Here is a 17871-nt window from a genome sequence, read left to right as displayed (position 1 = left end):
TGCCTCAGGACTCCTGGGTGAGGGAGACGAGCACGTCGTCCCCTTCGATCTTTACGGGGTATACGGGGACGGGGCGCGTCGCGGGAAGGCCGGACGGCTTGCCGGTGCGGAGGTCGAAGGCGGAGCCGTGCAGCCAGCACTCGATCTGGCAGTCCTCCACCTCGCCCTCGGAGAGCGAGACGTTCGCGTGGGAGCAGATGTCGTTGATCGCGAACACCTCTCCCTCGGTACGGACGACCGAGACCGGCGTGCCGTCGAGTTCCACCCGCTTGGGGGTGCCCTCCTCCAGCTCGCTCAGCCCACAGGCGCGTACGAAGGCCATCAGACCGACGCCTCCAGCTCTTCGTCGATCCTCTCGAGCAGCCGGGCCTGGAGGTCCTCGACGCCGATCTGCTGGACCAGCTCGGCGAAGAAGCCGCGGACCACCAGACGGCGGGCCTCGTCGGCCGGGATGCCGCGGGCCATCAGGTAGAAGAGCTGCTCGTCGTCGAAGCGGCCGGTCGCGGAGGCGTGGCCCGCGCCGACGATCTCACCGGTCTCGATCTCCAGGTTCGGGACGGAGTCGACACGGGCGCCGTCGGTCAGAACCAGGTTCCGGTTCATCTCGTAGGTGTCCGTGCCCTCGGCCTTGGCCTCGATGAGGACGTCGCCGATCCACACGGCGTGGGCGTCCTCGCCCTGCAGCGCGCCCTTGTAGACGACGTTGGACTTGCAGTGCGGGGTGTTGTGCGTGACCAGCAGCCGGTGCTCCTGGTGCTGCCCGGCGTCGGTGAAGTACAGGCCGAACAGCTCGGCCTCACCGCCGGGGCCGGCGTACTCGACGCGCGGGTTCAGCCGGACGACGTCGCCGCCGAAGGTGACGACGACCGACTTGAAGGAGGCGTCGCGGCCCACGAGGGCGTTGTGCTGGGCCACGTGCACGGCCTTGTCGTCCCAGTCCTGGACGGAGACGACGGTCAGCTTGGCGCCGTCGCCCAGGATGTAGTCGACGTTGGCGGCGAGCACGGCGTCACCGGTGTGGTCGATGACGACGACGGCCTCGGCGAAGGCGCCCAGTTCGATGACCTGGTGGCCGTAGCGGACCCCGCCCTCGCCGTGCACGGCGATGCGGATGGGCTCGGTGAGGACCGTCTCCTTGGGGACGGTGACCACGCCGGCCTGCTCGAAGGCGGAGTACGCCTGGGCGGCGACGCGGTCCGCGGGGGTGCCCGCCTTGCCGAGCCGGGCGTCGTCACGGCCGACGGTCTCGACGACCACGCCGTCGGGCGCCGACACGGTGACCTTCACGCCCTCGCCGGCCGCGACGGCGGTGCCGTCGTGCAGGCCGCGCAGGCGCTCCAGCGGGGTGAACCGCCACTCCTCCTCACGGCCGTGCGGGACGGGGAAGTCCGCCACGTCGAAGGACGGGGGCGCGCTCATGCGCGAGACGACGGTCGACTCCGCGGCCACCGCGATCGAGCCGGCGGTGGTCGAGCCCACCGGGATGTTCTGGGCCTCAGCCATGGCTGTCGGTCTGCTCTCTTCCTACGTTTACGATCTTCGGCCCGCCGCTGGGGCGGGCCGCCTGCTGCTGGAGCGGAGGGGCGGGTACTAGCCGACCGCGCCTTCCATCTGCAGCTCGATCAGCCGGTTGAGCTCCAGGGCGTACTCCATCGGCAGCTCCTTGGCGATCGGCTCGACGAAGCCGCGCACGATCATCGCCATCGCCTCGTCCTCGCTCAGACCGCGGCTCATCAGGTAGAAGAGCTGGTCCTCGGAGACCTTGGAGACGGTCGCCTCGTGGCCCATGGAGACGTCGTCCTCGCGGACGTCGACGTACGGGTAGGTGTCCGACCGCGAGATCGTGTCGACGAGCAGGGCGTCACAGAGCACGTTGGACTTCGAGCCCGGGGCGCCCTCGCCGATCTCGATGAGACCGCGGTAGGAGGTACGGCCGCCGCCGCGCGCCACCGACTTGGAGACGATGTTGGAGGACGTGTTCGGGGCCATGTGGACCATCTTGGCGCCGGCGTCCTGGTGCTGGCCCTCGCCCGCGAAGGCGATGGACAGGGTCTCGCCCCTGGCGTGCTCGCCCATCAGGTAGACGGCCGGGTACTTCATCGTCACCTTGGAGCCGATGTTGCCGTCGATCCACTCCATGGTGGCGCCCTCGTAGGCGACGGCGCGCTTGGTGACCAGGTTGTAGACGTTGTTCGACCAGTTCTGGATGGTCGTGTAGCGGCAGCGGGCGTTCTTCTTGACGATGATCTCGACGACCGCGGAGTGCAGCGAGTCGGACTTGTAGATCGGGGCGGTGCAGCCCTCGACGTAGTGCACGTAGGCACCCTCGTCGACGATGATCAGGGTCCGCTCGAACTGGCCCATGTTCTCGGTGTTGATCCGGAAGTAGGCCTGGAGCGGGATCTCGACGTGCACGCCCTTCGGCACGTAGATGAAGGAGCCGCCGGACCACACCGCGGTGTTCAGCGCGGCGAACTTGTTGTCACCGGCCGGGATGACGGTGCCGAAGTACTCCTTGAAGAGCTCCGGGTGCTCCTTCAGCGCGGTGTCGGTGTCGAGGAAGATGACGCCCTGCTCCTCCAGGTCCTCGCGGATCTGGTGGTAGACGACCTCCGACTCGTACTGGGCGGCGACACCGGCGACGAGGCGCTGCTTCTCGGCCTCCGGGATGCCCAGCTTGTCGTACGTGTTCTTGATGTCCTCCGGGAGCTCCTCCCAGGACGCCGCCTGCTTCTCCGTGGAGCGCACGAAGTACTTGATGTTGTCGAAGTCGATGCCCGACAGGTCCGAGCCCCAGTTCGGCATGGGCTTCTTCTCGAAGAGCTTCAGGCCCTTGAGGCGCAGCTTCGTCATCCACTCCGGCTCGGACTTCTTGCCGGAGATGTCGAGGACGACGTCCTCGTTCAGGCCGCGCTTCGCTGCGGCACCGGCCTCGTCGGAGTCGGCCCAGCCGTATTCGTAGTTGCCCAGGCCCTCGAGCTCAGGGTGGGCAGTCTCCGTGGGGAGAGTCATGCGGGGTTCCTCCCGGCCGTGCTTGCAGATGCGTGATCAGTGGTGTGGGAAATCCTGGGGATGAACGTCGTGCAGACGCCGTCGCCGTGCGCGATGGTCGCCAGTCGCTGGACGTGGGTCCCGAGCAGCTCGGCGAAGATCTCCGTCTCCGCCTCGCACAGCTGCGGGAACTGCTCCGCGACGTGGGCGACCGGGCAGTGGTGCTGGCAGAGCTGCTCGCCCTGCTGCGGGTGGGGCGCACTGCGCGCCGCCGCAGCGTACCCGTCGGCGCTGAGGGCCTTGGCCAGGGCCTCGGTGCGCTCGTCGGGTCCGGCCGCCTCGATCGCCTCGCGGTAGGCGCGCGCCTGGGCCGCGATGCGGGCGCGGGCGAAGGCGGCGACCGCCTCGCTTCCGCCCTCGCGCTCGGCGATCCACTTCAGGGCGTCCACCGCGAGCTTGTCGTAGGACTGGTCGAAGGCGTCGCGACCGCAGTCGGTGAGCGCGAAGACCTTGGCGGGCCGCCCGCGCGTGCGCGCGCCGTAGACCCGCTGCTCCCGGGCCTCCACGACGTCGTCGGCGACGAGCGCGTCGAGATGCCTGCGCACGGCGGCCTGCGTGAGGCCCAGCCGGCCGGCCAGGTCGGCGACGGTCGACGGCCCGTGGTCCAGGATGGATCGCGCGACCCGGTTGCGCGTCGAGCGCTCTCCGGTCGCGAACTCCTCCTGAGGGGCCCCCGTGGGGGTCTCCCGAGCCTCGCCGACGTTTTTCACAACGCCATTGTTGCGTAATTCCTCGAAGCCAGGCAACCCACCCCCGTCAGCGACGACGGTGCCCTGCGTCACTTAGGTATACCTAACGTGACCTGCGGGAACGATCTTTGATCGATCAAACCGGTGGCGCCGTACGCCCCCGTCCGGAACACTCGCCGACCATGGCGACACCCCCTCCGACCGGCCCTCTTGTCACGTGCGACACCCTCGCGGCCCAGTTGCGCGCGCTCGGTGTGCGGGAGGGCGACACCCTCCTCGTGCATTCCTCGCTCAGTTCCCTCGGCTGGGTGTGCGGAGGTGCCGTCGCCGTCGTCAAGGGGCTGCTCGAAGCGCTCGGCCCGGACGGCACTCTGGTGGTCCCCACCCAGACCGGCGATCTCTCCGATCCGGCCGTGTGGCAGAACCCGCCGGTGCCCGAGGAGTGGTGGGAGACCATCCGGGCGACCATGCCCGCCTTCGACCCCCGGGTGACCCCCTCACGCGGCATGGGCGCCGTCCCGGAGACCGTCCGGACCTGGCCCGGCGCCCTGCGCAGCGCGCATCCGCAGACGTCCTTCGCCGCCCTCGGAGCCCGCGCGCGGGAGATCACCGACGGGCACGCCCCGGACTGCCGGCTCGGCGAGCGCAGCCCGCTGGCCCGGCTGGAGGCGCTGCACGCGCGCGTGCTGCTGCTCGGCGCCGGCTACGGCACGTGCACCGGTTTCCACCTGGCCGAGTACCGGATCCCCTCCCCGCGGGTGCGCGTGGGACGGCCGGGGCCCCGGGGGTGGGAGGTGGTCACCGAGGTGTCGATCACCTCGGAACGCTTCGACGAGCTCGGGCACGACTTCGAACGGGACCGTCCGGTCCTGCGCGGCAGGGTGGGCGCGGCCGAGGCACGCCTGTTCCCCCTGCGGGACGCCGTGGCCTACGCGGTGCCGTGGCTGGAGACGCACCGGCCCCGCGCCGAGGAGATATGAGGCGGCCGAACGGGGAGATGCGCACCCGGCCGTTCGGGGGACCCGCGGTCTCCCTAGACTCTTGAGCCATGCGAAACGAGCCCGTGGTCCAGGTCCACGCCCTGGTGAAGCGGTACGGCGGCAAAACCGCGGTGGACGGTCTCGACCTGGTGGCCCGGGCGGGCGTCACAGCCGTGCTCGGACCGAACGGCGCGGGCAAGACGACGACGGTGGAGACCTGCGAGGGCTACCGCCGGCCCGACTCCGGCACGGTCCGCGTCCTCGGCCTCGACCCGGTGAGGGAGTCCGGCGCGCTGCGGCCCCGGATCGGGGTGATGCTCCAGTCCGGCGGTGTCTACCCGGGGGCGCGCGCGGACGAGATGCTGCGCCATGTCGCCAAGCTGCACGCCCACCCCCTGGACGTGGACGCGCTCATCGAGCGGCTGGGACTCGGCGGCTGCGGCCGGACCTCGTACCGCCGGCTCTCGGGCGGCCAGCAGCAGCGGCTCGCGCTCGCCATGGCCGTCGTCGGCCGGCCCGAGCTGGTCTTCCTCGACGAGCCGACCGCCGGGCTCGACCCGCAGGCCCGCCGGGCCACCTGGGACCTGGTCCGGGACCTGCGTGACGACGGCGTCTCGGTGATCCTCACCACGCACTACATGGACGAGGCCGAACAACTCGCCGACGACGTCGCCATCATCGACGCGGGCCGGGTCATCGCCCAGGGCTCCCCCGAGGAGCTGTGCCGCGGCGGCGCCGAGAACACCCTGCGCTTCACCGGCCGTCCCGGCCTCGACGTGGGCTCCCTGCTCAAGGCGCTGCCCGCCGACTGCACGGCGGCCGAGCTGACGTCCGGCTCGTACCGGGTCGTCGGCAAGGTCGACCCGCAACTGCTCGCCACGGTGACGTCCTGGTGCGCGCAGCACGGGGTGATGCCGGACCGGATCTCGGTGGAGCGGCACACGCTGGAGGACGTCTTCCTGGAGCTGACCGGCAAGGAGCTGCGCTCATGACCACCACGAGCACCGGGGCGTACGCCCCGAAGCCGGGCGCCGCGCCACTGGGGCGCATGATCGCCGCTCAGGCCGCGCTCGAGACGAAGATGCTGCTGCGCAACGGCGAGCAGTTGCTGCTGACGGTCGTGATCCCGACCCTGCTGCTGGTGCTCTTCAGCTCGGTCGACGTCGTGGACACCGGCTCCGGGAAGGCGGTCGACTTCCTCGCCCCCGGCGTCCTGGCGCTCGCCGTGCTGTCGACGGCGTTCACCGGGCAGGCCATCGCGACGGGCTTCGAGCGCCGGTACGGCGTGCTGAAGCGGCTGGCGGCCTCCCCGCTGCCGCGCTGGGGCCTGATGACGGCCAAGACGCTGTCGGTGCTGGTCACCGAGGTCCTGCAGATCGTCCTGCTGACGCTGATCGCCCTCGCGCTCGGCTGGTCGCCGCACGGCAACCCGGCGGCCGTGCTCGTGCTGCTGGTCCTCGGCACGGCCGCTTTCTCGGGCCTCGGCCTGCTGATGGCGGGCACCCTGAAGGCGGAGGCCACGCTCGCCGCCGCCAATCTGGTCTTCCTGCTGCTGCTCGTCGGCGGCGGGGTCGTCGTGCCGCTGGAGAAGTTCCCGGACGCCGCCCAGGACCTCCTCGGCCTGCTGCCCGTCTCCGCGCTCTCCGACGGGCTGCGGGACGTGCTCCAGCACGGCGCCGGGATGCCCTGGGGCGATGTGGCCATCCTCGCCGTGTGGGCGGTCGTGGGCCTCGCGGCGGCCGGCCGGTTCTTCCGCTGGGAGTAGCGCGCCGGCCCGCGGCGCGCCCCCCTCGTGAAAGCGTGCACAAGCGGCGGCCTACGATGGTGCGCGTGCAGAACCTGACCCGCGCCGACGCCCAGGCCGCCGTGCGCAACCCGCTCGCCTTCATCGCCGCCCGCTGGACCCCGGACCCGCGGACCGTCCGGCGCGCGGCGCTCGCCGCGCTCGTGATGTCCGTGGTCATCGTGGTCACCGGCGGGGCCGTGCGCCTCACCGGTTCCGGGCTCGGCTGCCCGACCTGGCCGAAGTGCACCGGCGACTCGCTCACCAACACCCGCGAGATGGGCCTGCACGGCGCAATCGAGTTCGGCAACCGCATGCTGACGTACGTGCTGTGCGCGGCGGTCGGCTGGGCGATCATCGCCGCCCGCTCCACCGAGCCGTACCGGCGCGGCCTGACCCGGCTGGGCTGGGCGCAGTTCTGGATCGTGATGAGCAACGCCGTGCTCGGCGGCATCGTCGTCCTCGTCGGCCTGAACCCGTACACCGTCGCGGCCCACTTCGCGGCGTCGTCCGCGCTCATCGCGGTCGCCGTGGTGATGTGGCAGCGCGCCCGTGAGGGGGACGCGGCGCCCCGCCCGCTGGTCGGCGGGGCCGTCCAGCAGCTCGTGTGGTTCCTGGTGGCCGCCACGGTGCTGCTGATCCTGGTGGGCACGGTGGTCACCGGCGCCGGGCCGCACGCGGGCGACTCCAGCGAGGTCGAGCGGATGCCGGTCGACTGGGAGACCGTGACGAAGCTGCACGCCGTCCTGGCCTGGATCGTCGTGACGCTGACCTTCGCGCTCTGGTTCGTCCTCAAGGCGGTCGACGCCCCGAAGGGCCCGCTGGACCGCACCCGGGACCTGTTCCTCGTGCTGCTGGCGCAGGGCGTCATCGGCTACGTCCAGTACTTCACGGATCTCCCGGAGCTGCTGGTCGGCCTGCACATGCTGGGCTCGGCCCTGGTGTGGATCGCGGTGCTGCGGGTGCTCCTCGCGCTGCGCGAGCGGCCGGAGGCGTCCATGCCGGATCCGCCCGCTCAGCCGCTCGACGCCACCAGCGCGTCGATCGCCGGCCCCAGGTAGGCACGCGTCAGCCGGGCCCGGCGCGCTGCCCACGCCCCGGACGGCGGCTTCGCCCGGCCGTAGCGGCGGCCGTGGACGTCGGCGACCACCTCGGCGGGCGCTCCCAGCCCGGGCAGCAGCTCCAGCGCCTCCCGTTTGGAGATGAGCCGTCCCTCACGCGCGGTGACGCTCGCCCGCGCGAAGGTGATCAGCCCCAGGTCGACCCAGACGTCCCGCGTCCACAGCCGGGCGTCGGCCACGGCCGGCCGCCAGAAGTCCCGCTGGTCGCGCACGACGAAGGCGGCCAGCTCGCGGTCCGGAACCGGCGGCAGCAGGGCGGCGGGCGCCTCGCCGTGCAGCACGCGCCCGAAGGTGTGCAGCTCCCGCCGGGTCACGGGGGTGACCGGCCGCCGGAACAGCTCCTCGTGCGCCCAGGTGAGATGGCGCCGGGCGGGATCGGCCAGCGTGTCCGGCGTGAGGTAGGAGCAGTGCAGCAGCGGCGCGAGCGGCGCGGTCCGCAGCCGGGCGTGCAGCGTCGCCAGACGCCAGACCGTGCGCGGGGTGAGCGAGCCGTCCAGGACGGCGATCAGGTCCAGATCGCTGCGGCCCTCCTGGTAGTCGCCGCCGGCGAGCGAGCCGTGCGCCCAGACGGCGAGGGGCTCCAGCGGTCCGAGGGCGGTCAGGAAGCGGTCGAGCAGGGCGTCGGTCGGCATCCCGTCAGTCTGGCCGCGGGCGCGCGGGGCGTACACCCCGCTCACTCCAGGCCGTAGACCCGGCGGGCGTTCCCCCACGACACCATCTCCGCCACCCGCTGAGCGTCCGCCGGTGACCACGCGCCCTCGGTGACCCAGGTGCCGAGCACCCGGGCGAGGGACTCGCGGAACAGCTGTGCGCCGACGACGTGCAGCTCGGGCAGGCCCTGGGCGCCGCTGGAGAAGAGGATCTTGCCGAAGGGGGCCAGCTCCAGGATCTCGGCGAGGATCGTGGCCGCGCGGGCGCCGGTGCGCACGAGGGCGGCGCCGGAGTCGGCGTAGACGTGCGGGAAGACACCGGCGAGATGGGCGGCGTGCCGGTGGTAGGGATAGCCGTGCAGCAGGACCAGGTCGGTGCCGAGGCCCGCGGTGGCGCGGACGAAGTCCGTGAGCAGGACCGGGTCGGTGCGGTCGATGCGCAGACCCGGCTGGCCCAGCCCGGCGTGCAGCTGGAGCGGCAGCCCGGACGCCACCGCGATCCACAGCAGGTGCCGCAGCAGCACCGGGTCGGCCAGCTCGCCGCCGACCTCGCGGGCCGAGAGCCAGCGTCCGGCCGCGCCCCGCACCTCCCCCGGCCCCGGTGGCTCGGGCGCGAGCGCCAGGCCGTGCCGTACCCCGGCGACCGAGGTGAAGGCGACGGCGTGCGCGGCCGCGCCGTGCACGGACTCGGCGAGGTTGGCGAGGAAGGACTCGACGGTGCCGGAGGTGTCGGCGACCTGTTCGGCGAGGAGTTCGAGGCGGATGATCTCGTGGGCCTCGGCGGAGGCGGCGGAGGCCATCTCCGGGGGGCCGGTCAGGTCGCCGGGCAGGCCGGTGTCGACCAGGTAGGTGGTGATGCCGCTGCCCCGCAGCAGCCGCCGTCCGGCCTCCCAGACGCCGAGCTCACGGCGCCGGGCCAGATAGCGGGCGGGCGGGCAGTGCGGCTCCAGGCCGAGGAGCGGCGGGCACCAGCGCCGTACGGCGAAGCCGGTCTGGGTGTCGAAGAGCGTGGTGCCGGGCGCCGGTGGTCCCTCGGTGCGGGCGAGCTGGGCCTCGAAGGTGCCGAGGCCCAGTTCCGCTCTCAGTACGCCGTGGCAGTACTGGTCCACGAGGGACGGCGTGTCGATCATACGGGCTCCCCGCGGGTGGACGCTGGCGTGCTCTACACGTCCTAACGGGTGAACCGGTGCCGAGGTGTTGGGGGGAAGCGCGCGGGCTTCTCAGCCGCCGACCTGGATGCCGGCCATCCGCTTCCACTCGTAGGGGCCCGTGGTCACCTTCGCCGCGAACTCGCCGTCGAAGGACTCGTGCCGGGTGATCCCGGCCTTCTCGACGGCCTTCTCGGCGGTTGCGAAAGTGGGGGCCACCAGGTCGCCCCAGCCGCCGTCCTCGCCCACGAGCACGATGCGGGCGCCGCGCTCGCCGAGGTACTCGACATGGGCCTCGGCACCGCCGTGGGACTTGGCGAAGGCGTTGATCCGGTGCGCGAGGCGGGTCACCTTGCGCTCGTCGACCTGCTGCGTGTCGTCTGCCATGGCCAGGATGCTACCGACCGGTAGATCAATGCGCGACGGGCGGGGTGCGTGAGCCGCGCCTCAGCGCGTCAGCGCAGGAAGGGGTCCACGGCGACGGCCACGAAGAGCAGCGAGACATAGGTGATCGACCAGTGGAACAGGCGCATCTCCTTCAGCTTCCCGCCCGTCACCTCGGCCTTCGCGCGGTTCTGCAGCGCGTGGGCCTCCCACAGCCACCAGCCGCCCGCGCCGAGCGCGACCGCGGTGTAGAACCACCCCGTGTAGCCGAGCGGCGTCAGCAGCAGCGAGACCGCCACCATCACCCAGCTGTAGAGGACGATCTGCTTGGCGACGACCTTGTTCGAGGCGATCACGGGGAGCATCGGCACGCCCACGCGCGCGTAGTCCTCCTTCACCTTCATGGACAGCGGCCAGTAATGCGGCGGCGTCCAGAAGAAGATCACCATGAACAGGATCAGCGGGGCCCAGGAGAGGGAGTCCGTGACCGCGGACCAGCCGATGAGCACCGGCATGCAGCCCGCGATGCCGCCCCACACGATGTTCTGCGAGGTGCGGCGCTTGAGCAGCATCGTGTAGACGACGACGTAGAAGAGCAGCGCTCCGAGTGACAGCCAGGCCGACAGCCAGTTGACGGTGAGGCCGAACAGCAGCGTCGACACCACCGCGAGGGTGATGCCGAAGGCCAGGCACTCGCGCGGGCTCACCATCCCGGTGACCAGGGGACGCTGGGAGGTGCGGTCCATCAGCGCGTCGATGTCGCGGTCGATGTACATGTTGAGCGCGTTCGCGCCGCCCGCGCTGAGGTAGCCGCCGACACAGGTGAGCAGCACCAGACCGAGATCGGGCACGCCGCGCTCGGCCAGGAACATCACCGGGACGGTGGTGATGAGCAGCAGCTCGATGATCCGCGGCTTGGTCAGCGCCACGAAAGCCGCGACCCGGGCCCCGATCGGCCGTCGGCTCGGGCTCTGGCTCGTCCCGACAATCCCCGCTGGACGGGATTCAACGGCCGTCACGCACACCCCTGACAGAGACATCCCAGCAAGCCCGACCCGTGTGAAGTCCCGGTAAAGGCTCGCGCGTACCACGCCACTGTAGACGTTGCCCAGACCCGGGCCGTCGCGGGGGTCCGCTCGTGTTGGAGGTGTGGTCCGACGGGCACCCGCGGGCTCGATTGAGCACCCGGATGAGCGGCTGCGTATTCATGTGCCGAGCCCCGGAACGGCGCGGCCGACGGGCACATCCGGAAGAGTCCCGGCAGTCTGGGTTGAGTCGAAAAAACGCACGTACTTCCGGGGGTAGGCTCGACAATGGCCGGCCGACGCCGAGTACGCCGGCAGCCGGTGGGCGCGTGCCCGTGACGCCGGCAACCGACATGTGGAGAGGAGCCCTGACCCAGGGTGAGCACCAAGCCGACCACCACAGACCTCGAGTGGACCGAGCTGGACCAGCGGGCGGTGGACACCGCCCGCGTCCTGGCCGCAGATGCCGTACAGAAGGTCGGTAACGGCCATCCTGGTACGGCGATGAGCCTGGCGCCCGCCGCCTACACCCTCTTCCAGAAGGTGATGCGGCACGACCCGGCGGACGCCGACTGGGTCGGGCGGGACCGCTTCGTGCTGTCCGCCGGCCACTCGTCCCTGACCCTCTACACCCAGCTCTACCTGGCCGGCTTCGGCCTGGAGCTGGACGACCTCCAGGCGTTCCGGACGTGGGGTTCGAAGACCCCCGGCCACCCGGAGTACGGCCACACCACGGGTGTGGAGACGACGACCGGTCCGCTGGGCCAGGGTGTCGGCAACGCCGTCGGCATGGCCATGGCCGCCCGCTACGAGCGGGGTCTGTTCGACCCGGAGGCCCCCGCGGGCACCTCCCCGTTCGACCACTTCATCTACTGCATCGCCGGTGACGGCTGCCTCCAGGAGGGCATCTCCGCCGAGGCGTCCTCGCTGGCCGGTCACCAGAGGCTCGGCAACCTGATCCTGCTGTGGGACGACAACCACATCTCGATCGAGGGCGACACCGAGACGGCCGTCTCCGAGGACACGGCCAAGCGCTACGAGGCGTACGGCTGGCACGTGCAGCGCGTGGCCCCGAAGCCGGACGGCGACCTGGACCCGCACGCGATCTACGACGCGATCCAGGAGGCCAAGAAGGTCACCGACCGCCCGTCCTTCATCGCGATGCGCTCGATCATCGCCTGGCCGGCCCCGCACGCGCAGAACACCGAGGCCGCGCACGGCTCGGCGCTCGGTGACGACGAGGTGGCGGCCACCAAGCGGGTCCTCGGCTTCGACCCGGAGAAGACCTTCGAGGTCTCCGACGAGGTCCTCGCGCACACCCGGGGCGCCCTGGAGCGCGGGCGGGCCGCCCGTGCCGTGTGGGAGAAGTCCTTCCAGCAGTGGCGGGACAACAACCCCGAGCGCGCCGCCGAGTACGACCGCATCGCCAAGGGCGAACTGCCCACCGGCTGGGAGGAGAAGATCCCGGTCTTCGAACCCGGCAAGGCTGTGGCGACGCGAGCCGCGTCCGGCAAGGTCCTCCAGGCGCTCGGCGCGGTCATCCCGGAGCTGTGGGGCGGCTCGGCCGACCTGGCGGGCTCGAACAACACGACGATCGACAAGACGTCGTCGTTCCTGCCGGCCGGCAACCCGCTGCCGGAGGCGAACCCGTACGGCCGCACGATCCACTTCGGCATCCGCGAGCACTCCATGGCCGCGGAGCTGAACGGCATCACCCTGCACGGCAACACCCGCGTCTACGGCGGCACCTTCCTGGTGTTCTCCGACTACATGCGCAACGCCGTGCGGCTGTCGGCCCTCATGCACCTGCCGGTGACGTACGTGTGGACGCACGACTCCATCGGCCTCGGCGAGGACGGCCCGACCCACCAGCCGATCGAGCACCTCGCGTCGCTGCGCGCCATCCCCGGCCTGAACATCGTCCGCCCGGCGGACGCCAACGAGACGGCGATCGCCTGGCGCGAGATCCAGCGTCGCTGGACCAAGGAGTACGGCAAGGGCGCCCCGCACGGTCTGGCGCTGACCCGTCAGGGCGTGCCGACGTACGAGCCCAACGAGGACACCGTGCGCGGTGGCTACGTGATGTTCGAGGCCGAGGGCGGCGAGCCCGAGGTCATCCTGATCGCCACCGGTTCCGAGGTGCATGTGGCGGTCGAGGCGCGCGAGCGGCTCCAGGCCGACGGGGTGCCGACGCGCGTGGTCTCCATGCCGTCGGTGGAGTGGTTCGAGGAGCAGGACCAGGGGTACCGGGACAGCGTCCTGCCGCCGTCCGTGAGGGCGCGTGTCGCGGTCGAGGCCGGAGTGGGCCTGACCTGGCACAAGTACGTCGGGGACGCGGGCCGCATCGTGTCGCTGGAGCACTTCGGCGCCTCCGCCGACGGCAAGGTCCTTTTCCAGGAGTACGGCTTCACCGCCGAGAACGTGGCGGCCGTCGCGCGGGAATCCCTCGCCGCGGCCCGGCGCTGACGCTCACATACGCAACGTAGGAGTTTGATTTTCCATGACAGACGCACTGAAGCGCCTCTCCGAGGAAGGCGTCGCGATCTGGCTGGACGACCTGTCACGCCAGCGCATCACTTCCGGCAACCTGGCCGAGCTGATCGACCAGCAGCACGTCGTCGGCGTCACCACCAACCCGACGATCTTCCAGAAGGCCATCAGCGAGGGCCACGGCTACGACCAGCAGCTCGCCGACCTCGCGGCCCGCAAGGTCACGGTCGAAGAGGCCATCCGCATGATCACCACGGCGGACGTCCGGGACGCCGCCGACATCCTGCGCCCGGTCTTCGACGCCACCGACGGCCAGGACGGCCGGGTCTCCATCGAGGTCGACCCGCGGCTCGCGCACAACAAGCACGCGACCGTCGCGGAGGCCAAGCAGCTGGCCTGGCTGGTCGACCGGCCGAACACGCTCATCAAGATCCCGGCTACCCGGGCGGGCATCCCGGCGATCACCGAGGTCATCGGCCTCGGCATCAGCGTCAACGTCACGCTCATCTTCTCGCTGGAGCGCTACCGCGAGGTCATGGACGCCTACCTCGCCGGCCTGGAGAAGGCGAAGGCCAGGGGCCTGGACCTGTCGCAGATCCGTTCGGTGGCTTCGTTCTTCGTGTCCCGGGTGGACGCCGAGGTCGACAAGCGGCTCGACGCGCTCGGCACCGACGAGGCCAAGGCCCTGCGCGGCAAGGCCGCCATCGCCAACGCCCGGCTCGCCTACCAGGCGTACGAGGAGGTCTTCTCCTCGGACCGCTGGAACGCGCTGGAGAAGGCGGGCGCACGCAAGCAGCGTCCGCTGTGGGCGTCGACCGGTGTGAAGGACAAGGCGTACAAGCCGACCCGCTACGTCGACGAACTGGTGGCGCCGAACACCGTCAACACCATGCCCGAGGCCACCCTGCGCGCGGTGGAGGAGCAGGGCGAGATCACCGGCAACACGATCTCCGGCACGTACGAGCAGGCCCGCGCCGACCTCGACGCGATCGAGCGGCTCGGGATCTCGTACGACGAGGTCGTGCAGCTGCTGGAGGACGAGGGCGTCGAGAAGTTCGAGTCGTCCTGGAACGACCTGCTCAAGTCGACCGAGGCAGAGCTGGAGCGCCTCGCCCCCTCGGAGGGCTGATCCCTTGCCACCCTTCAACGTCACTGAAGCGAACCCGCTTCGTGACGCCGCCGACCGACGGCTCCCGCGTATCGCGGGGCCGTCGGGCCTGGTGATCTTCGGCGTTACGGGCGATTTGTCACGTAAAAAGCTGATGCCCGCTGTGTACGACCTCGCGAACCGGGGACTGCTGCCGCCGGGCTTCTCGCTCGTCGGCTTCGCCCGCCGGGAGTGGGCGAACGAGGACTTCGCCCAGGAGGTCCACGACGCGGTCAAGGCCCATGCCCGCACCCCCTTCCGCGAGGAGGTCTGGCAGCAGCTCATCCAGGGCATGCGCTTCGTGCAGGGCACCTTCGACGACGACGACGCCTTCGAACGGCTGCGCGCCACCATCGAGGAGCTGGACAAGGCCCAGGGCACGGGCGGCAATTTCGCCTTCTACCTGTCGGTGCCGCCGCGCTCCTTCCCGGTGGTCATCCAGCAGCTGAAGAAGCACGGGCTCGCCGACCAGACGGGCGGCTCCTGGCGCCGCGCGGTCATCGAGAAGCCGTTCGGACACGACCTGGCCTCCGCCGAGGAGCTCAACAAGGTCGTGCACGAGGTGTTCGCCCCGGACCAGGTCTTCCGCATCGACCACTACCTGGGCAAGGAGACCGTCCAGAACATCCTGGCGCTGCGCTTCGCCAACACGATGTTCGAGCCCATCTGGAACCGGTCCTTCGTGGACCACGTCCAGATCACCATGGCCGAGGACATCGGCATCGGCGGCCGGGCCGGCTACTACGACGGCATCGGCGCCGCCCGCGACGTCATCCAGAACCACCTGCTGCAGCTGATGGCGCTCACCGCCATGGAGGAGCCCGCCTCCTTCGACGCGGACGCGCTCGCCGCCGAGAAGACCAAGGTGCTCGGCGCCGTCCGGCTGCCGAAGGACCTCGGCCGCGACACGGTGTTCGCGCAGTACGCCGAGGGCTGGCAGGGCGGCGAGAAGGCGGTCGGCTACCTCCAGGAGGAGGGCATCGACCCCAAGTCGAAGACCGACACGTACGCCGCGGTCAAGCTGTCGGTCGACAACCGCCGCTGGGCGGGCGTCCCCTTCTACCTGCGCACCGGCAAGCGGCTCGGCCGGCGCGTCACGGAGATCGCGGTCGTCTTCCAGCGCGCCCCGCACTCCCCCTTCGACACGACGGCCACCGAGGAGCTGGGCCAGAACGCGATCGTCATCCGCGTCCAGCCCGACGAGGGCGTCACGGTCCGCTTCGGCTCCAAGGTGCCCGGCACCTCCATGGAGATCCGGGACGTGTCGATGGACTTCGCGTACGGCGAGTCCTTCACCGAGTCCTCGCCCGAGGCGTACGAGCGGCTGATCCTCGACGTCCTGCTCGGCGACTCGAACCTCTTCCCGCGCACCGAGGAGGTCGAGCTGTCCTGGAAGATCCTCGACCCGATCGAGGAGTACTGGGACCGGCACGGCAGGCCCGCCCAGTACCCGGCGGGCACCTGGGGGCCCGTCGAGGCGGACGAAATGCTCGCACGAGAGGGACGGAGCTGGCGCCGGCCATGAAGATAGATCTCACGGACACCACGGCCAGCAAGATCAACAAAGCACTGGTGAAGGCGCGGCGGGCCATCGGCACGCCGGCCGTCGGCATGGTGCTGACGCTGGTCATCGTCACGGACGAGGAGAACGCCTACGACGCCCTGAAGGCCGCCGGCGACGCCTCGCGCGAGCACCCCTCGCGCACGCTGCTGGTGATCAAGCGTGTCTCGCGCTCGCCCCGGGACCGCACGCAGTCCCGGCTGGACGCCGAGGTGCGGGTGGGCGCCGACGCCGGTACCGGCGAGACGGTGGTGCTTCGCCTCTACGGCGAGGTGTCCGAGCACGCCCAGTCCGTCGTCCTGCCCCTGCTGCTGCCGGACGCCCCGGTGGTGGTCTGGTGGCCGGTGAACGCGCCCATCGACCCGGCGAACGACCCGCTCGGCGCGCTGGCCCAGCGCCGGGTGACCGACACCTACGCCTCGGAGCAGCCGGTGCGGGAGCTGTCGGCGCGCGCGGGGACGTACACGCCGGGCGACACCGACCTGTCCTGGACCCGGATCACCCCGTGGCGCTCGATGCTGGCGGCGGCCCTGGACCAGGTGCTCTGCGAGGTGAAGGCCGTCGAGGTGGAGGGCGAGGAGTTCAACCCGAGCTGCGAGCTGCTGGCGATGTGGCTCGCGGACCGGCTGGACGTCCCCGTGCAGCGGTCCGTGTCGTCGGGCCCCGGCCTGACGGCGGTGCGGCTGGACACCGACTGCGGCCCGATCGTCCTCGACCGGGCCGACGGCTCGCTGGCGACCCTCTCCATCGAGGGGCAGCCGGACCGGGCGGTGGCGCTGAAGCGACGGGAGACGTCCGAGTTGATCGCGGAGGAACTGCGCCGTCTCGACCCGGACGACACCTACGCGTCGGCGCTGCGCTTCGGCGTGGACCGGCTCCAGGCGTCCGCGGTCACCCGGCCCGCCGGGACCGGGAGGGCGGCGGAGGACGGGCCGGCCAAAGGAGAAGCGGCCGCGACTCCTGTCGAAGACGCCGCCAAGGCCCCGGCGAAGGAAGCGGCGGCGGGGGAACCGGTGAAGAAGGCGGCGGCCAAGTGAGCACCCACACCCCGCAGCTCGTCGTCCACCGCGACAAGGAACTGATGGCCCAGGCCGCGGCGGCCCGGCTGATCACGAAGATCGTGGACGCGCAGGCCTCCCGGGGCTCGGCGTCCGTGGTCCTCACCGGCGGCCGCAACGGCAACGGCCTGCTGGCCGCGCTGGCGGCGGCCCCCGCCCGGGACGCCATCGACTGGGGCCGTCTGGACCTGTGGTGGGGCGACGAGCGGTTCCTGCCCGAGGGCGACCCGGAGCGCAACGTCACGCAGGCCCGCGAGGCCCTGCTGGACGCGGTGCCCCTGGATCCGAAGCGGGTGCACCCCATGCCCGCCTCGGACGGCCCGTTCGGCACGGACGTGGACGCGGCCGCCGCCGCCTACGCGGAGGAGCTGGCGCGGGCCGCGGGCCCCGAGGACCACGGCTCCGTGCCCTCGTTCGACGTCTTGATGCTGGGCGTGGGTCCCGACACGCACGTCGCCTCCCTGTTCCCGGAACTGCCCGCGGTAAGGGAGACCGAGCGCACGGTCGTCGGGGTCCACGGCGCCCCCAAGCCCCCGCCGACCCGCATCACCCTCACGCTTCCCGCGATCCGCTCGGCGCGCGAGGTGTGGCTCCTGGCGGCCGGCGAGGACAAGGCGGAGGCCGTGGCGATCGCCCTGTCGGGCGCGGGCGAGATCCAGGCCCCGGCGGCGGGCGCGCAGGGGCGCTCCCGCACCCTGTGGCTCCTGGACGCGGCGGCGGCGTCCCAGCTGCCGCGGTCGCTGTATCCGCCGGCCACTCCCTGACCGGTATGTGAAGCGCAGTT

17 protein-coding genes are annotated in these 17871 nt (G+C 71.3%); 9 read left to right on the top strand and 8 right to left on the bottom strand.

Annotation, left to right across the window (positions count from 1 at the left end; translation table 11 throughout):
- Nucleotides 1–4: 4 nt before the first annotated feature.
- From ABZ899_RS09595 to ABZ899_RS09580, 4 genes are all read right to left on the bottom strand, one after another.
- Nucleotides 5–322 carry a bifunctional 3-phenylpropionate/cinnamic acid dioxygenase ferredoxin subunit gene (locus ABZ899_RS09595; RefSeq protein WP_361343203.1) on the bottom strand — a complete coding sequence of 106 codons (318 nt, stop codon included), beginning with the start codon at nucleotides 320–322 and terminating at the stop codon, nucleotides 5–7.
- The gene (sufD, locus tag ABZ899_RS09590; protein ID WP_361343202.1) at nucleotides 322–1503 is read right to left on the bottom strand and encodes a Fe-S cluster assembly protein SufD; all 1182 of its coding nucleotides are present in this window, start codon (nucleotides 1501–1503) and stop codon (nucleotides 322–324) included. The genes ABZ899_RS09595 and sufD overlap by 1 nt, the downstream gene beginning before the upstream one ends.
- A gap of 87 nt (nucleotides 1504–1590) precedes the next feature.
- On the bottom strand, nucleotides 1591–3012 hold the full coding sequence (gene sufB / locus ABZ899_RS09585; RefSeq protein ID WP_361343200.1) for a Fe-S cluster assembly protein SufB: 1422 nt from the start codon (nucleotides 3010–3012) through the stop codon (nucleotides 1591–1593).
- Nucleotides 3009–3761, bottom strand: a complete 753-nt coding sequence (locus ABZ899_RS09580) for an ArsR family transcriptional regulator (protein WP_361343198.1) — start codon at nucleotides 3759–3761, stop codon at nucleotides 3009–3011. Before ABZ899_RS09580 ends, sufB begins: the two co-directional genes overlap by 4 nt.
- Nucleotides 3762–3922: 161 nt before the next feature.
- Here ABZ899_RS09580 and ABZ899_RS09575 point away from each other — a divergent pair, with 161 nt between their 5' ends.
- From ABZ899_RS09575 to ABZ899_RS09560, 4 genes are all read left to right on the top strand, one after another.
- Nucleotides 3923–4720, top strand: coding sequence for an AAC(3) family N-acetyltransferase (locus ABZ899_RS09575; protein WP_361343195.1), 798 nt, complete (start codon nucleotides 3923–3925; stop codon nucleotides 4718–4720).
- 68 nt (nucleotides 4721–4788) lie between these two features.
- Nucleotides 4789–5712, top strand: a complete 924-nt coding sequence (locus ABZ899_RS09570) for an ABC transporter ATP-binding protein (RefSeq protein ID WP_361343192.1) — start codon at nucleotides 4789–4791, stop codon at nucleotides 5710–5712.
- A complete protein-coding gene (locus tag ABZ899_RS09565) occupies nucleotides 5709–6485 on the top strand; it encodes an ABC transporter permease (RefSeq protein ID WP_361343189.1) in 777 nt (258 codons plus the stop codon). The genes ABZ899_RS09570 and ABZ899_RS09565 overlap by 4 nt, the downstream gene beginning before the upstream one ends.
- A 56-nt stretch (nucleotides 6486–6541) precedes the next feature.
- Nucleotides 6542–7564: a COX15/CtaA family protein gene (locus ABZ899_RS09560; RefSeq protein ID WP_361343186.1), complete on the top strand. Its 1023-nt coding sequence runs from the start codon at nucleotides 6542–6544 to the stop codon at nucleotides 7562–7564.
- On the opposite strand, the gene ABZ899_RS09555 is transcribed toward ABZ899_RS09560, so the two are convergent.
- The 4 genes from ABZ899_RS09555 to ABZ899_RS09540 all read right to left on the bottom strand — a co-directional run bounded on the left by ABZ899_RS09555 (nucleotide 7519) and on the right by ABZ899_RS09540 (nucleotide 10831).
- A complete protein-coding gene (locus ABZ899_RS09555; RefSeq protein WP_361343184.1) occupies nucleotides 7519–8256 on the bottom strand; it encodes a nucleotidyltransferase in 738 nt (245 codons plus the stop codon). The genes ABZ899_RS09560 and ABZ899_RS09555 overlap by 46 nt on opposite strands.
- 41 nt (nucleotides 8257–8297) lie before the next feature.
- Nucleotides 8298–9404: an amidohydrolase family protein gene (locus ABZ899_RS09550; protein ID WP_361343181.1), complete on the bottom strand. Its 1107-nt coding sequence runs from the start codon at nucleotides 9402–9404 to the stop codon at nucleotides 8298–8300.
- Between the two features lie 90 nt (nucleotides 9405–9494).
- Nucleotides 9495–9809 carry a hypothetical protein gene (locus ABZ899_RS09545; protein ID WP_361343178.1) on the bottom strand — a complete coding sequence of 105 codons (315 nt, stop codon included), beginning with the start codon at nucleotides 9807–9809 and terminating at the stop codon, nucleotides 9495–9497.
- Between the two features lie 68 nt (nucleotides 9810–9877).
- Nucleotides 9878–10831, bottom strand: coding sequence for a heme o synthase (locus ABZ899_RS09540; RefSeq protein WP_361343575.1), 954 nt, complete (start codon nucleotides 10829–10831; stop codon nucleotides 9878–9880).
- A gap of 378 nt (nucleotides 10832–11209) precedes the next feature.
- On the opposite strand from ABZ899_RS09540, the gene tkt reads away from it, so the two are divergent.
- From tkt to pgl, 5 genes are read left to right on the top strand one after another with little or no spacing between them, the layout of a single operon-like run.
- On the top strand, nucleotides 11210–13297 hold the full coding sequence (gene tkt / locus ABZ899_RS09535) for a transketolase (protein ID WP_361343175.1): 2088 nt from the start codon (nucleotides 11210–11212) through the stop codon (nucleotides 13295–13297).
- Between the two features lie 34 nt (nucleotides 13298–13331).
- Nucleotides 13332–14450 (top strand): transaldolase, encoded by a 1119-nt coding sequence (gene tal, locus ABZ899_RS09530; RefSeq protein ID WP_361343172.1) that lies wholly within the window; start codon nucleotides 13332–13334, stop codon nucleotides 14448–14450.
- 4 nt (nucleotides 14451–14454) lie between these two features.
- Entirely contained in the window at nucleotides 14455–15993 is a 1539-nt protein-coding gene (gene zwf / locus ABZ899_RS09525) for a glucose-6-phosphate dehydrogenase (protein WP_361343169.1), read from the top strand.
- Complete coding sequence (gene opcA / locus ABZ899_RS09520) at nucleotides 15990–17066, top strand: glucose-6-phosphate dehydrogenase assembly protein OpcA (protein WP_361343167.1); 1077 nt, start codon at nucleotides 15990–15992, stop codon at nucleotides 17064–17066. The genes zwf and opcA overlap by 4 nt, the downstream gene beginning before the upstream one ends.
- Complete coding sequence (gene pgl, locus ABZ899_RS09515; protein WP_361343164.1) at nucleotides 17063–17851, top strand: 6-phosphogluconolactonase; 789 nt, start codon at nucleotides 17063–17065, stop codon at nucleotides 17849–17851. Before opcA ends, pgl begins: the two co-directional genes overlap by 4 nt.
- The last annotated feature ends 20 nt before the right edge of the window (nucleotides 17852–17871 follow it).

The organism is Streptomyces sp. NPDC046859 (genome assembly GCF_040645135.1).
Taxonomy (GTDB): domain Bacteria; phylum Actinomycetota; class Actinomycetes; order Streptomycetales; family Streptomycetaceae; genus Streptomyces.
Note: the sequence above shows the minus strand (reverse complement) of the source record. Positions and strands in the feature narration are given on the sequence as shown.